Below are 14,570 nucleotides of genomic sequence, written 5' to 3' on the forward strand. Positions count from 1 at the left end.
CGTCGACGTCCGCTCCAGGAACGGCCCGGAGTCGGCCACTCAGCGTTCATCTTCCGGGGTACTGCACCTATTCCGGGGTCCCGTCGAGTCGTCCGCAGGCGGGGCGCTCGCGCCAGAGTCGCAGTGCCGTGTCGACCAGTCCCACGCGGACCAGTCCGGGCACCGCGTCCAGGTGCTGCCAGGCGGCGAGGTCGGTGGAGCCGCCCACCTCGTTGCGCAGTTCGCCGCCGGTGATACGGCCCTCGTAGACGAACCGGACGCCGTGATGGTCGACGGGGCGTCCGAAGCCGTCGCGGAAGACGCGGTGGGAGGAGTCCACGCCGAGCAGCCCGGTCACTTCTATCCGGTACCCGGTCTCCTCCTCCACCTCCCGTCGCACGGTGTCGTAGGGATCCTCGCCGTGCTCCATGCCGCCGCCCGGCATGACCCACTCGGGGGTGCCGTCCTGGGCGGGTGAGCGGGCGAGCAGGATCTGTCCGTCACGGACGCATACGGCGTAGGCCGCCACCCTCAACTTCTCTCTCACTCCGGGACGTTAACCGATTTCGCCGTCTTCAGGACTGATGCCCGCAAAACGCATCGCGGGTTTTCCCCATACATCCATCTCGTTTCGGTCAACAGTCCCCAAAGAGCGTGCCCTTACGCAAAGCTGTGCGATCGTCCGGGCTCGCGTTCGGACCGTTGCGACCAGGGTCGATCGGTCCTGGTCGTTCCCGCTCGTTCCTTTACCAACAAGGGATGCCGATGACCCTCACCCCCCAGCGCGACCCGATATCGGGGCCGAGACGTGTGGCGCGCATAGCCGTGGCCGCCGGTCTCGTCGCCGCGCTCTCCGCGGCCGGGCCGATCCCCCTGGCCCTCGCCGCCGACGGTCCGGGCGCCTCCGCCCCCGCCGACCCGGACGTCAAGTCCGCGCCCGACAAGCTCGGTTCGGACGACGCGGACCTGCTCGCGGAGGCCAAGGCCGACGGCGACAAGACCGTCACGATGATGATCGCGACCGCGCCCGGGCAGACCGAGCAGGTCGCCGGGCAGCTGGACGCGGTCAAGGGCGGCCTGGTGGGCCGGTCCGACGACAAGCTGGGCTACGTCCGGGCCACCGTCCCGACCTCGCGGGCCGACGCGGCCATCTCCGCCGCCGCCAAGCTCTCCTCCGTGCACGGCATCGACCTGCGCGAGGAGATCCCGCTGGACGACCCGACGCCGAGCGCGGACACCGCCAAGGGCGCCAAGGCCGCGAAGGGCACCTACCCGGCACCCGGCAAGAAGACCCCGGCCGAGAACCCATACAACCCGTCCTTCGAGACGGGCGCGGTCGACTTCGTCGAGGACAACCCGAAGGCGGACGGCCGCGGCATCACCATCGGCGTCCTGGACTCCGGCGTGGACCTCGGCCACCCGGCGCTGCAGAAGACCACCACCGGCGAGCGCAAGATCGTCGACTGGGTCACCGCGACGGACCCGGTCGCCGACGGCGACCGCACCTGGCGCCCGATGACCACCGCCGTGTCCGGGCCCACCTTCACCTTCGGCGGGAAGACCTGGACGGCCCCGGCGGGCTCCTACAAGGTCAGCACCTTCCTGGAGTCGTACACCACCGGCGGCGACGCGGCGGGCGACGCCAACCGGGACGGCGACACCACCGACGCCTGGGGCGTGCTGTACGACGCGGCGGCCGGCACGGTCCGCGTCGACCTGAACAACAACAACGACTTCGGTGACGACACCCCGATGAAGCCGTACAAGGACGGCTTCCAGATCGGGTACTTCGGCACCGACGACCCGGCCACCGACATCGCCGAGCGGCAGCCGTTCGTCGTCGAGGTCCGCAAGGACGTCGTCGTCAACGCGTCCGGCGCGAAGGCCGACTTCGTCAACATCGGCGTCATCGAGTCCGAGCACGGCACGCACGTCGCCGGCATCACCGCGGCGAACGGCCTGTTCGGCGGCAAGATGGACGGCGCGGCTCCGGGCGCCAAGCTGGTCTCCTCGCGCGCCTGCACCTGGTCCGGCGGCTGCACCAACGTCGCGCTCACCGAGGGCATGATCGACCTCGTCACCAAGCGCGGCGTCGACATCGTCAACATGTCCATCGGCGGCCTGCCGGCGCTGAACGACGGCAACAACGCGCGCGCCGAGCTGTACACGCGCCTGATCGACGAGTACGGCGTCCAGCTGGTGATCTCCGCGGGCAACTCCGGCCCCGGCACCAACACCATCGGCGACCCGGCCCTGGCCGAGAAGGTCATCTCGGTCGGCGCGTCCGTCTCCAAGGAGACCTGGGCCGCCAACTACGGCTCGGTCGTGGAGAAGAAGTACGCGCTGATGCCGTTCTCCTCGCGCGGCCCGCGTGAGGACGGCGGCTTCACCCCGACCCTGATCGCCCCGGGCGCCGCCATCAACACCATCCAGACCTGGATGCCGGGCGCCCCGGTCGCCGAGGCGGGCTACACCCTGCCGGCTGGCTACGGCATGCTCCAGGGCACCTCGATGGCCTCCCCGCAGGCCGCCGGTGCCGCCGCGCTGCTGCTGTCCGCCGCGAAGCAGAAGAAGATCGACCTCACGCCGGCGACCCTGCGCACGGCCCTCACCTCGACCGCCGACCACATCAAGGGTGTGCAGGCGTACGAGGAGGGCGCGGGCCTCATGAACATCGAGGACGCCTGGGACTCGATCCGCGACGACGCCACCTCGCACACCTACACGGTGAAGGCGCCGGTCGACACCGCGATCGACCAGTTCCTGAAGACCCCGGGCTTCGGCACGGGCCTCTACGACCGTGAGGGCGGCCTGAAGGCCGGTCAGAAGAAGACCTACGAGGTCACCGTCACCCGTACGTCCGGCGCCGACAAGGCGATCCGGCACGAGCTGCACTTCGAGAACAACGCGGCCGGCACGTTCCGTATCGTCGGCTCCGACGAGGTGAAGCTGCCGCTGAACCAGCCGGTGACCGTCAAGGTCCAGGCCGCGCCGAAGTCCGCCGGTATCAAGAGCGCGATCCTCGAGGTCGACGACCCGAAGACCGAGGGCATCGACAAGCAGGTCCTGAACACGGTGGTCGTCTCCGAGCCGCTGAAGTACACGTACTCGGCACAGGGTTCGGTGCAGCGCAACAGCTCGAAGCACTACTACGTCACCGTGCCCGAGGGCGCGAAGACGCTCGAGGTCGCGATGAGCGGGCTGAAGGACAAGAGCCAGACCCGGTTCATCTCGATCCACCCCTACGGCGTCCCGTCCGACCCGACGTCGACGATCAACTGCTACCCGAACTACGCCAACCCGGCCAACACCTGCCGCCCCGACCTGCGTTCGTACGCGAACCCGCAGCCGGGCGTGTGGGAGATCGAGGTCGAGTCGCGCCGCACGTCGCCGCTGCTCGACAACCCGTACAAGCTGGACGTCGCCGTGCTCGGCGCGGCCTTCGACCCGGAGACCGTGACCGTGCCCGAGGCGAAGGTCGGCACCCCGGCCGCCGCCTCCTGGAAGGTGACGAACGGCTTCGCCGCGCTGGAGGGCAAGCTGGTGGGCGGCCCGCTCGGCTCGGCGAAGACGACCCGTCCGTCGATCAAGCAGGGCGAGACGCAGACCACGACGGTCGAGGTGCCCGCGGGCGCGAAGTCCCTGGACGTCGCCATCGGCGGTGTCTCGGACAACGCGGCGGACCTGGACCTCGCGGTCTACGACGCCGCCGGCACGCAGGTCGGCAGCTCCGCCGACGGCGACTCGGAGGAGTCGGTCTCCGTCCCCTCCCCGGCCGCTGGTAAGTACACCGTCGAGGTCGTCGGCTACTCGGTGCCGGCCGGCACCACCGCCTACGACTACCAGGACGTGTTCTTCTCCCCGTCCCTCGGCAGCGTCGGCGTCGACGGCTCGGCGCCGGTGAAGCTCGGCACGGGCGCGTCGGCCACGGTCTCGGGCAGCGTCACCGCCGCGGCGGCCGCTCCCGAGGGGCGTGAGTTCTTCGGGCAGGTCCAGCTGGTCAACGCGCGCGGCACGGTCGCGGGCCTGGGCAGTGTGAAGATCGAGAAGGTTGTGCCGTAACTCCGGCCGACAGTCTCCGGGGGCGGGCGTCCGTAGGGGCGCCCGCCCTTCTTCATGAGCCTCTCCGGGCGACGGCCCTCTATGGGCAGGGGATCGTGCGCGACTCGGGCAGGGCGGCGGTGATCCAGGCCCGTTCGCGGGCGATCTCCTTCTCCCCGACGCTCCACAGGTCCGGTTCGGCCTGCCCGTCCGTGATCCCTACGAGGACGTGGTCGCCCGGCCGCAGCCGGGGGTCGACGTCCTCGCCCAGCGGGAAGACGACCCGGTCCTGGCCCTCGGCGGGCTTGTAGGAGCGCTCCACGTCGAGGGTGATTCGGTCCTGCCCGGTGCCGGCGACCGGTTCGACCTCGGCGACGGTGCCCTCGACGACGATCCGGGCGCAGGCGAGATAGCCGGCGTGACCGAGCTTGGCGTCCTCGCTGCCGTGCTGCGGACTCGCCGCGGTGTCGGCGGCCGAGCTCCCCTCCGAGTCACCCCCGGCACCGGCCCCGGCACCGCCCTGCACGACGAGCCACCCCATGCCCACGACGACGGTGGCGGCCGCGGCGGCGACGAGGCCGCGCAGGGCCAGGGAGAGGGGCCGGGGACGGTTGCGGCGCGGCCTCACGGGCAGCACCCTCACCGCCGGGTCGGCGGCCGCCCCCGGCCCGGTGCCGTGCGCGGCAGCCCGCGGGCCTGCTGTCGGCCCTGCCGCCACGGTTCGCCCCGCCGGATCCGCCGCTTCCCCCGGAGCCTCGAGCCGGGCCTCGTCGCCGTGCGCCAGCGTGTCCCCCAGCAGCGTCAGCTGCTCCCGCAGCAGGGCGACGTCAGACGCAGCCGTGCGGTGGGCCGCCATGTAGTCGGCGTCCCGGCGGGCGGCCTCCGGTACGGGGTCGCCGACGATCGCCGCCATCAGCGCGTCCATGCCGTCGTACTCGGCACCGCCGCAACCGTTACTGCCATAACTGCCGTCACTGCCGTCACGCCGGGCGGCATCGTTCGCGTTGTTCGTGTTATTCGCGTTATTCGCGTTATTCGCGTTGTTCTCGTTCCGGGCGGTCACGTCACACCACCTCGTCCTCGTGCAGGCGGGCGCGCAGGGCCCGTACCGCCGTGTGCAGCCTGCTCTTGACCGTGCCCTCCGGGACGCCGAGCTGCTCGGCGATGGACCGCACCGGCAGATCGGCGTAGAAGCGCAGGACGACGACCTGGCGCTGGGCGTCGGGCAGCTCCTCCAGTCCCTGCGCGACGGCGACCGACAGCACGCTGTTGTCCTCGCCGGAGGGATGCGCCTGCTGGCGCAGGGCGGCCAGCCGCTCCCCCAGCCGCTCCTGGCGGCGCTTGGCCCGGTGCCAGTCCATGGCCAGGTTGGAGGCGACGACCGCCGCCCACGCCGAGACGTCCCGCGGCGCCTCCCGCCCGCTCGCGGCCCGCTCCAGCAACCGCAGGCGGACCTGCTGCACCCCGTCCGGCAGGTCCGCCTGCGGCACCCCGCCCAGGGCGAGCACCGCCCGCACCCGGCGCTCCTGTGCCGCGTCCAGCGGATCAGCCGCGCTCTGCGGATCGTCGCCGCTCCGCAGATCGTCGCCGGTGTCGGCCCGCGGCGTCTCCCGGCCCCGCCGGGCCCTTCCGCGCAGCAGCACAAGCCACCCCCTCGCCGTGTTTCTCCTACGACGCCGGTCCGGCCCGGAACGTTCGGCCGTCCTCCGAAGGATTTCCGGCAGGACGGCAGAGGTATACGTCACACTCCCGTGTGGCGGAGGGCGGGAGGGGCAGGTGAGCTTGCGGCGCACGCCCCCTGTCGAATGAATTTCTCCAGCTCAGAGCGGTGGAAACCGCAGGTCCGCAACCACACAGCGGGACACCCCGTCCCACTTGCCGGACGGTCCGGGGAAAGAAGTGGACAGGTGGGCCGTGGTCGGCCGCATGATGGAAAAGCCTCGGCCAAGCAACGAGCATGTGAAGAGACGCACGAGAGGGAGTCACCGTGAGGGTCGGAATCGTCGGAGCCACCGGACAGGTGGGCACGGTCATGCGCAGGATCCTCAAGGAGCGGAACTTCCCGGTCACCGAACTGCGCCTGTTCGCCTCGGCCCGCTCGGCGGGCTCGGAACTGGACGGTGTGACGGTGGAGGACGCGGCGACCGCCGACTACACCGGCCTGGACATCGTGCTGTTCTCCGCGGGCGGCGCCACCTCCAAGGCGCTGGCCGAAAAGGTCGCCTCCCAGGGCGCCGTCGTGATCGACAACTCCTCCGCGTGGCGCAAGCACCCGGAGGTCCCCCTGGTCGTGTCCGAGGTGAACCCGCACGCGATCAAGGACCGCCCCAAGGGCATCATCGCCAACCCGAACTGCACGACGATGGCCGCGATGCCGGTCCTGCGTCCGCTGCACGACGAGGCGGGCCTGGAGGCCCTGGTCGTCGCCACGTACCAGGCGGTCTCCGGCTCCGGTCTCGCGGGCGTGGCCGAGCTGCACGGCCAGACGCAGAAGGTCGTCGCCGACGCCGACCAGCTCACCCACGACGGCGCGGCGGTCGACTTCCCCGAGCCGGGCGTCTACAAGCGCCCCATCGCCTTCAACGTGCTGCCGCTCGCGGGCAACATCGTCGACGACGGCCTGAACGAGACCGACGAGGAGCAGAAGCTCCGCAACGAGTCCCGCAAGATCCTGGAGATCCCCGAGCTGAAGGTCTCCGGCACCTGTGTGCGCGTCCCGGTCTTCTCCGGCCACTCCCTCCAGGTCAACGCCCGCTTCGCCCGGCCGATCTCCCCCGAGCGGGCGACGGAGCTGCTGGCGGACGCCCCGGGCGTCGTCGTCACGGACATCCCCACCCCCCTCCAGGCCGCCGGCCAGGACCCCTCCTACGTCGGCCGCATCCGCCGCGACGAGACGGTGGACAACGGCCTGGCCCTGTTCCTCTCCAACGACAACCTCCGCAAGGGCGCGGCCCTGAACGCGATCCAGATCGCGGAGCTGGTGGCGGCGGAGCTGAAGGGCTAGTCCCTGCGCACCTCGTAGAAGAAGCAGCCGTACTCGACGGCCCGGACGTGGACGAGCGCCACGGCCGGGTCGTCGAATGCTTCTGTGAAGGCCTCCTCGAAGGCGCCGTCCCCGACCAGCCGACCGCCCAGGATGCGCCCGTCGGCCGAGTAGCGGCGCACCGTGCGATGGCTGTTGGTGAAGGGGAGGACGTCGGTCTCCGGTCCCGCGCACTCCTCGGCGTGGATGAAGACCGGACCCTGTTCGTCGTAGGCGCCGGGGTTGACGCCCCGCTCCGCCGCCCAGCGGCGCAGTGGAGCGTAGGAGACCAGGGCGAGGCGTTCGCCGGGCTCGGCCCGGCGCAGGCAGCAGCGGAGCGGTGCTCCGCCCTCCGTGTCGGTGAACGGGGTGGTGGGGCGGCCCGCGTCGTCCGTGGTTCGGAGGTTTTTCAGGGCGCGCGGAGTGATGGGCAGTGCGCTGTAGGTCGTGGTCATGCTCATCAGGCTCGCTCGCGCGGGCCCGGGGCACCGGCGGATTCCGGACGTCGCGTTCCCGCCGGACAGCGGCCTGCCGAGGGGTAACCCTAGGAGACTCCCAGATCGTCGATTGATGCCAGGCTGCCGTGGAAAGATGACGCAAGCCACCCATAACGAGGAGATGACCGCGTGCCTGGCACAAACCTGACCCGCGAAGAGGCGCAGCAGCGGGCGCAGCTGCTCGCCGTTGACTCGTACGAGATCGAACTCGATCTCTCCGGCGCGCAGCAGGGCGGCACCTACCGGTCCGTGACCACCGTGCGCTTCGATGTGACCGCCGAGAACGGTGCCGAGTCGTTCATCGACCTCGTCGCCCCGGCCGTGCACGAGGTGACCCTGAACGGGGACTCCCTCGACCCCGCCGAGGTCTTCGCGGACTCCCGGATCGCCCTGTCCGGCCTGCTCCAGGGCCGCAACATCCTCCGGGTGGTCGCCGACTGCGCGTACACCAACACCGGTGAGGGGCTGCACCGGTTCGTCGACCCGGTCGACGACCAGGCCTACCTCTACACCCAGTTCGAGGTGCCGGACGCCCGCCGGGTGTTCGCGAGCTTCGAGCAGCCGGACCTCAAGGCGACCTTCCAGTTCACCGTGAGGGCGCCGGAGGGCTGGACCGTCATCTCCAACTCTCCGACCCCGGAGCCCCAGGACAACGTCTGGGCCTTCGAGCCGACGCCGCGCATCTCGTCGTACATCACGGCGCTGATCGTCGGCCCGTACCACTCCGTGCACAGCGTGTACGAGAAGGACGGCCAGTCCGTCCCGCTCGGCATCTACTGCCGTCCCTCGCTCGCCGAGTACCTGGACTCGGACGCCATCTTCGAGGTGACCCGGCAGGGCTTCGAGTGGTTCCAGGAGAAGTTCGACTACACGTACCCGTTCAAGAAGTACGACCAGCTGTTCGTGCCGGAGTTCAACGCGGGCGCGATGGAGAACGCGGGCGCGGTGACCATCCGCGACCAGTACGTGTTCCGGTCGAAGGTGACGGACGCGGCGTACGAGGTGCGCGCGGAGACCATCCTGCACGAGCTGGCCCACATGTGGTTCGGCGACCTCGTGACGATGGAGTGGTGGAACGACCTGTGGCTGAACGAGTCGTTCGCCACGTACACGTCGATCGCCTGCCAGGCGGCCCACCCCGAGTCGCGCTGGCCGCAATCCTGGACCACGTTCGCCAACTCCATGAAGACGTGGGCGTACCGCCAGGACCAGCTGCCGTCGACGCACCCGATCATGGCCGAGATCAACGACCTGGACGACGTGCTCGTCAACTTCGACGGCATCACCTACGCGAAGGGGGCTTCCGTTCTGAAGCAGCTCGTCGCGTACGTCGGCGAGGACGAGTTCTTCCGGGGCGTGCAGGCGTACTTCAAGGCGCACGCGTTCGGCAACACGCGTCTGTCCGACCTGCTGGGCGCCCTGGAGGAGACCTCGGGGCGTGATCTGAAGTCGTGGTCGAAGGCCTGGCTGGAGACGGCCGGCATCAACGTCCTGCGTCCGGAGATCGAGACCGGCGCCGACGGCGTCGTCACGTCCTTCGCCATCCGCCAGGAGGCCCCGGCCCTGCCCGCCGGCGCGAAGGGCGAGCCGACCCTGCGGCCGCACCGGATCGCCGTCGGCCTGTACGAGCTCGACGACGAGAGCGGCAAGCTGGTCCGTGAGGAGCGTATCGAGCTGGACGTGGACGGCGAGCTGACGGCCGTGCCGGGTCTGGTCGGCAAGCGCCGCCCGGCCGTGATCCTGCTCAACGACGACGACCTGTCGTACGCGAAGGTCCGCCTGGACGAGCAGTCCCTGGCCGTCGTCACGGAGCACCTCGGCGACTTCGAGTCGTCCCTGCCGCGCGCCCTGTGCTGGGCGTCGGCCTGGGACATGACCCGCGACGCGGAGCTCGCGGCCCGCGACTACCTGGCCCTGGTGCTGTCCGGCATCGGCAAGGAGTCGGACATCGGTGTCGTGCAGTCGCTGCACCGCCAGGTGAAGCTGGCCATCGACCTGTACGCCGACCCGGCCGCCCGCGAGGCGCTGCTGGCCCGCTGGACCGACGCGACGCTGGCCCATCTGCGGGCGGCGGCGCCGGGCAGCGACCACCAGCTGGCGTGGGCGCGCGCGTTCGCCGCGACGGCCCGCACGCCCGAGCAGCTGGACGTGCTGGACGCGCTGCTGGACGGCTCGCAGACCGTGGAGGGCCTGGTCGTCGACACGGAGCTGCGGTGGTCGTTCGTGCAGCGGCTCGCCGCGGTCGGCCGGTTCGACGAGGCGGAGATCGCGAACGAGTACGAGCGTGACCGCACGGCCGCCGGTGAGCGGCACGCCGCCACCGCCCGGGCGTCCCGCCCGACCGAGGAGGCCAAGGCGGAGGCGTGGGCGTCGGTCGTCGACTCCGACAAGCTGCCGAACGCCGTGCAGGAGGCGGTCATCGGCGGCTTCGTCCAGACCGACCAGCGTGAGGTGCTCGCCCCGTACGCGGACCGGTACTTCGAGGTGGTCAAGGACATCTGGGAGTCCCGCTCCCACGAGATGGCCCAGCAGATCGCCGTCGGCCTCTACCCGACGGTCCAGGTCTCCCAGGAGACCCTGGACAAGACCGACGCCTGGCTGACCGCCGCGGCACCGAACGCGGCCCTCAGGCGCCTGGTCTCGGAGTCGCGTGCGGGCGTGGAGCGCGCACTGCGGGCCCAGCGGGCGGACGCGGCGGCCGGCCAGTAGGCAGCGGACACGGCTCAGGGGCGCCCGGCGATATGCCGGGCGCCCCTTCGCTGTTCTCTCGCACCGGTCGGCGAGCGCGGTGGATCTACCGTCGCAGCGCCCCGTCCGTCAGATCCATTGAGTCTTTCCGACCGTTCCTTCCAGGGAATCTGAACGTTCGCGGGGCCGCCTCGCTCCGGCCCCCGGTCTGCCCCGCCACCGTCGCCCCGAACGCCAGCCCCATGCCCACCAGTTGCACCGGCGTCAGTGCCTGCCCGAGTGCCGCCCAGCCGACGACGGCCGCGGTCAGTGGGGAGAGCGGGCCGAGGAAGGTGACCTGGGTGGCGGTGAGGCGGCCGATGCCGCGGAACCACAGCCAGTACGCGACCGCCGTGTTCGCGACGGCGAGGTAGAGGTAGCCGCCGACGGCCGGGCCGTCCAGGGCCGGGGGCGCTCCCTCGACCAGGAGGGCGAGCGGCGCGATGAGCAGCCCTCCCGCGGTCAGCTGCCAGCCGGTGAGGGCGAGCGGGCCGACGCCGGCCGGGCGCCCCCACCGCTGGGTGAGGACGGTTCCGGCGGACATCGAGACCGTGGCGGCGAGGGCCGCCAGCAGGCCGAGCGCGTCCAGCGCCCCGGCCGCCCGCAGGACGACGAGGCTGACGCCGAAGGCGGCCACGGCCCCGGTCAGCAGCGTGCGCGGGGTCGGCCGCTGTCCGAGCAGCAGCGCCGCGAGGCCTGCCACGAAGAGCGGCCCGGCCGATCCGACGACCGCCGCCATGCCGCCGGGCAGCCGGTACGCCGAGAGGAACAGCAGCGGGAAGAAGGCGCCGATGTTCAGCGCGCCGAGCACCGCCGCCTTCCACCACCAGGCGCCGCGCGGCAGCACCCGGGCGAGGGCGAGCAGCAGCAGACCGGCGGGCAGGGCGCGCATCAGTCCGGTGAACAGGGGGCGGTCGGCCGGGAGGAACTCGGTGGTGACCGCGTAGGTCGTGCCCCAGGAGACGGGGGCGAGGGCGGTGAGGGCGATGAGAGCCGGGCGGGAGGAGGCCATGGGTGGCACCCTTCGAAGTCGGTCGGTAGAAAGTAGCTTAGCTCTAAGCAACTTTCCGTCAAGCCACTTTCTTGCGGGTGACCGAGAGGCGGCCGATACTCGTGCCATGAACGAACGCCCCGAGCAGCGCAAGGACCCCGTCGACGCGATCATCGACCAGTGGGGGACGGTCCGGCCCGAGCTCGACACCAGGGCGATGGAGGTCTTCGGCCGGGTCTCCCGGCTCGCCCGCGCGATGGCCGACCGGCTGGAGGGCACCTACGGGCGGTTCGGGATCTCGCGCGGCGAGTTCGACGTCCTGGCGACCCTGCGCCGCTCCGGCGAGCCCTACACGCTCTCACCGCGCCGGCTGTCGGAGACGCTCATGCTCACCACGGGCGGGATGACCGGCCGCCTGGACAAGCTGGAGCGGGCCGGGTTCCTGCGCCGTTCTCCCGATCCGCACGACCGGCGGGGCCTTCAGGTGACGCTCACCGAGGAGGGACTGCGCATCGTCGACGAGGCGGCCGTCGCGGGGCTGACCGTCCAGACGGAGGCCCTGTCCGGCCTCGACGAGAAGCAGGCCGGCCAACTGGCCGGCCTGCTGAGGGAACTGCTGGCGGGGACGGAGGGGACAGCCGGGCGGTGACCGCCCCTCCGAAACGCCCCTGATCAGGCCTTGGAGTCGGCCTTGACCTCGGCCTTGGCCTTGGTGTCGATGTTGGAGCTGGTCGTGTCCTTCTGCTTGTGCGACTTGTCGCCGATCATCACCAGACCGTGGATGACCAGGTACAGCACGATGGGGGCCACGACGAAGAGGCCCAGCGTCTCGATGACGCTCAGGCCCGGGCCGGGGTCGTCACCGTCGTCGCGGCTGAGCGCGGAGGCGGGGGACGACATGAGCAGCATCATGAGCGTCGTACCGGCTGCCAGGGCGCCGGCGCGCAGGGCGTTCTTCTTGTCCACGGTGCCAAAAATATCCAACGCCGGTGAGGGACGCGCGTCCGGGGTGCCGTAAGAAGTCCTGGCGTCCGTTTGCCGGGGTCCGGGGCTGCCGCCCCCGGGTGCCCCCGCTTCGGCCCGAACGGCCTCGTCCCTCAGTCGCCGGACGGGCTGGGTGGTTCGCGCAGCACTCCGATCAGCGCGTGCAGCCGGGGCGAGGCCGCCAGTTCCTCCAGCGTCACGGGGCGGCCCTCCGCGTCCGCGATCGGCAGCCTCCAGTTCGGGTACTGGTCCCAGGTGCCCGGGAGGTTCTGCGGGCGGCGGTCGCCGACTCCGTCCGGGAGCCAGACGCCGACCATGCGGGCCGGGGTGCGCAGCAGGAAGCGGTGGACGGCCTGGATCTCGGCCTCCTCCGAGGAGGTGTCGGTGCCACCGCCGGTGCCGTGCAGCAGACCGAGGCGGGCGAGCAGGGACAGCCATTCGCCGGTGTCGGCGGCGGCCTCGGCGCGCTCCTCCTCCAGCGGGCGGGCGAGCAGGCCGAGGCCGTCGCGGAGTTCGACGTGTTCACCGGTGAGGCGGGCGGCCGTGGAGGGCAGATCGTGGGTGGTGGCGGTGGCCAGGCAGTCGGCGCGCCAGCGGTCGGGGGGCAGGGGGCGGCCGTCGCCGTCCCAGTCGCGTTCGAACCACAGCACGGAGGTGCCGAGCACCCCGCGCTCGCGCAGCGCCTCGCGGACGCCGGGTTCCACGGTGCCCAGGTCCTCGCCGATCACCGGCGCCCCGGCCCGGGACGCCTCCAGGACGAGCACGGCGAGCATGGCCTCGGCGTCGTAGCGGACATAGGTGCCCTCGGTGGGCGGATGGCCCTGCGGGACCCACCAGAGACGGAACAGGCCCATGACGTGGTCGATGCGCAGCGCTCCGGCGTAGCGGAACAGGGCGCGCAGCAGCCCGCGGAAGGGTGCGTAGCCGGACTCGGCGAGGCGGTCGGGGCGCCAGGGCGGCAGGCCCCAGTCCTGGCCGCGCGCGTTGAAGGCGTCCGGGGGCGCGCCCACCGACATGCCGGCCGCGAAGTACTCCTGCTGGGCCCAGGCGTCGGCGCCGCCGGGGTGGACGCCGACCGCGAGGTCGTGCACGATCCCGACCGGCATCCCGGCCTCCCGGCCGGCGCGCTGCGCCGCGGTCAGCTGGGTGTCGGTGAGCCAGGCGAGCCGGGACCAGAAGTCCACCCGGTCCATGAGGCCGCGCCGGGCACGGACGGTGTCGGCCGAGCGCGGGTCGCGCAGGCCGGTCGGCCAGCGGTGCCAGTCCGGGCCGTGCACCTCGGCGAGGGCGTACCAGGTGGCGTGGTCCTCCAGGGCCTGGCCCTGCTCGGCGAGGAAGTCGCAGTAGGCGGCGCGTCTGCCGGGGCCGAGCGGCACCTCGCACAGCAGCCCGAGCGCCTCCCGCTTCAGCTCCCAGACGGCGTCCCGGTCGATCAGCGCGCCGTCCTCCAGTACCGCTTCGCGCAGCCGGCCGGATCTCTCCAGCAGCGCGCGCAACCGCTGCGGGTCCTCGACGTGGGCGGCCTCGGGGACGTCCTCGATCCGCAGGTGCACGGGGTCGGGGAAGCGGCGCGAGGAGGGGCGGTACGGGGAGGGGTCGGTGGGGGCGCCGGGCACGGCAGCGTGCAGCGGGTTGACCTGGACGAACCCGGCGCCGAGCGACCGCCCCGCCCAGCCGGCCAGTTCGGCGAGGTCACCGAGGTCGCCCATGCCCCAGGAGCGGCGGGAGAGGAGGGAGTAGAGCTGGACGAGCAGTCCGTACGAGCGTCCGGGCGGCGTGGGCAGACGGGCCGGGGCGATGATCAGGTGGGCGTCCGCCGCGCGGCCGTCGGGGGCCGTGGCGGTCAGCCGGTGGACACCGGGCGGGAGCTGCTCGGCCGAGGCGCGGGTCTCGCCCTGCTCCGTCTCGATGAGCAGCCGGGTGTCCTCGGGGAGCGCGGCCAGGGCGGCCGGGGGGTCCGCGCCCCAGCCGACCACCGTGGGCGGCAGCAGTCGCGCGCCCTGTTCCCGCTCCCGGGCGGCGAGCGCGGCGCGGACGGCGCCGGGCGTGCTCGCGTCCACACCGAGAGCGGCCAGGGTCAGGGTGACCGCGGTGGCCGAGGCCGCCACCGTACGGTCCGGGGACGGGCTGTACGAGGTCGCGACTCCGTGCAGCTCGGCGAGGCGGGACAGGTCCTCGGAAGGCGGTTCGGCCGGCCGCGGTGCGGTCATCTGGGCCTCTGGGGTCTGTCGTTCGGATCAGGTCGGCTGAGAGAGACTGCGCCTTTCAACCGACCCGAGCGGGGCGTGGTGCGTGCAGCTGCAAGGCGGAGGAGGGAGTCGAAGCGGAG

Annotated in this window: 11 protein-coding genes; 4 read left to right on the top strand and 7 right to left on the bottom strand. The window is 71.9% G+C overall.

Annotated features, from left to right (window positions below; all coding sequences use genetic code 11):
* Nucleotides 1–67: 67 nt before the first annotated feature.
* A complete protein-coding gene (locus ACIBK5_RS29165) occupies nt 68–526 on the bottom strand; it encodes an NUDIX hydrolase (protein WP_399024027.1) in 459 nt (152 codons plus the stop codon).
* 218 nt (nt 527–744) lie between these two features.
* Between ACIBK5_RS29165 and ACIBK5_RS29170 the strand changes: the two genes are divergently transcribed.
* Complete coding sequence (locus ACIBK5_RS29170) at nt 745–4,041, top strand: S8 family serine peptidase (RefSeq protein ID WP_399024029.1); 3,297 nt, start codon at nt 745–747, stop codon at nt 4,039–4,041.
* A gap of 79 nt (nt 4,042–4,120) precedes the next feature.
* On the opposite strand, the gene ACIBK5_RS29175 is transcribed toward ACIBK5_RS29170, so the two are convergent.
* On the bottom strand, nt 4,121–5,083 hold the full coding sequence (locus tag ACIBK5_RS29175) for a hypothetical protein (RefSeq protein WP_399024031.1): 963 nt from the start codon (nt 5,081–5,083) through the stop codon (nt 4,121–4,123).
* 1 nt (nt 5,084) lies between these two features.
* Nucleotides 5,085–5,660, bottom strand: a complete 576-nt coding sequence (locus ACIBK5_RS29180; protein WP_399024060.1) for a sigma-70 family RNA polymerase sigma factor — start codon at nt 5,658–5,660, stop codon at nt 5,085–5,087.
* Between the two features lie 347 nt (nt 5,661–6,007).
* Between ACIBK5_RS29180 and ACIBK5_RS29185 the strand changes: the two genes are divergently transcribed.
* Entirely contained in the window at nt 6,008–7,024 is a 1,017-nt protein-coding gene (locus ACIBK5_RS29185) for an aspartate-semialdehyde dehydrogenase (RefSeq protein ID WP_399024032.1), read from the top strand.
* Here ACIBK5_RS29185 and ACIBK5_RS29190 read toward each other — a convergent pair.
* Nucleotides 7,021–7,497 (bottom strand): DUF1203 domain-containing protein, encoded by a 477-nt coding sequence (locus tag ACIBK5_RS29190; RefSeq protein ID WP_399024034.1) that lies wholly within the window; start codon nt 7,495–7,497, stop codon nt 7,021–7,023. The genes ACIBK5_RS29185 and ACIBK5_RS29190 overlap by 4 nt on opposite strands.
* Nucleotides 7,498–7,668: 171 nt before the next feature.
* On the opposite strand from ACIBK5_RS29190, the gene pepN reads away from it, so the two are divergent.
* Nucleotides 7,669–10,248 (top strand): aminopeptidase N, encoded by a 2,580-nt coding sequence (pepN, locus tag ACIBK5_RS29195; RefSeq protein WP_399024036.1) that lies wholly within the window; start codon nt 7,669–7,671, stop codon nt 10,246–10,248.
* Between the two features lie 85 nt (nt 10,249–10,333).
* Here pepN and ACIBK5_RS29200 read toward each other — a convergent pair whose 3' ends face one another.
* Nucleotides 10,334–11,278 carry an EamA family transporter gene (locus ACIBK5_RS29200; RefSeq protein ID WP_399024039.1) on the bottom strand — a complete coding sequence of 315 codons (945 nt, stop codon included), beginning with the start codon at nt 11,276–11,278 and terminating at the stop codon, nt 10,334–10,336.
* Between the two features lie 106 nt (nt 11,279–11,384).
* Between ACIBK5_RS29200 and ACIBK5_RS29205 the strand changes: the two genes are divergently transcribed.
* Complete coding sequence (locus ACIBK5_RS29205; RefSeq protein WP_399024041.1) at nt 11,385–11,906, top strand: MarR family winged helix-turn-helix transcriptional regulator; 522 nt, start codon at nt 11,385–11,387, stop codon at nt 11,904–11,906.
* Nucleotides 11,907–11,929: 23 nt separating this feature from the next.
* On the opposite strand, the gene ACIBK5_RS29210 is transcribed toward ACIBK5_RS29205, so the two are convergent.
* Together ACIBK5_RS29210 and malQ are read right to left on the bottom strand one after the other, a co-directional pair.
* Nucleotides 11,930–12,223, bottom strand: coding sequence for a hypothetical protein (locus tag ACIBK5_RS29210; RefSeq protein ID WP_399024043.1), 294 nt, complete (start codon nt 12,221–12,223; stop codon nt 11,930–11,932).
* Nucleotides 12,224–12,354: 131 nt separating this feature from the next.
* Nucleotides 12,355–14,451, bottom strand: a complete 2,097-nt coding sequence (gene malQ / locus ACIBK5_RS29215) for a 4-alpha-glucanotransferase (protein ID WP_399024045.1) — start codon at nt 14,449–14,451, stop codon at nt 12,355–12,357.
* Between the last annotated feature and the right edge of the window lie 119 nt (nt 14,452–14,570).

This window comes from Streptomyces sp. NPDC050546, from assembly GCF_044457425.1.
Taxonomy (GTDB): Bacteria; Actinomycetota; Actinomycetes; order Streptomycetales; family Streptomycetaceae; genus Streptomyces.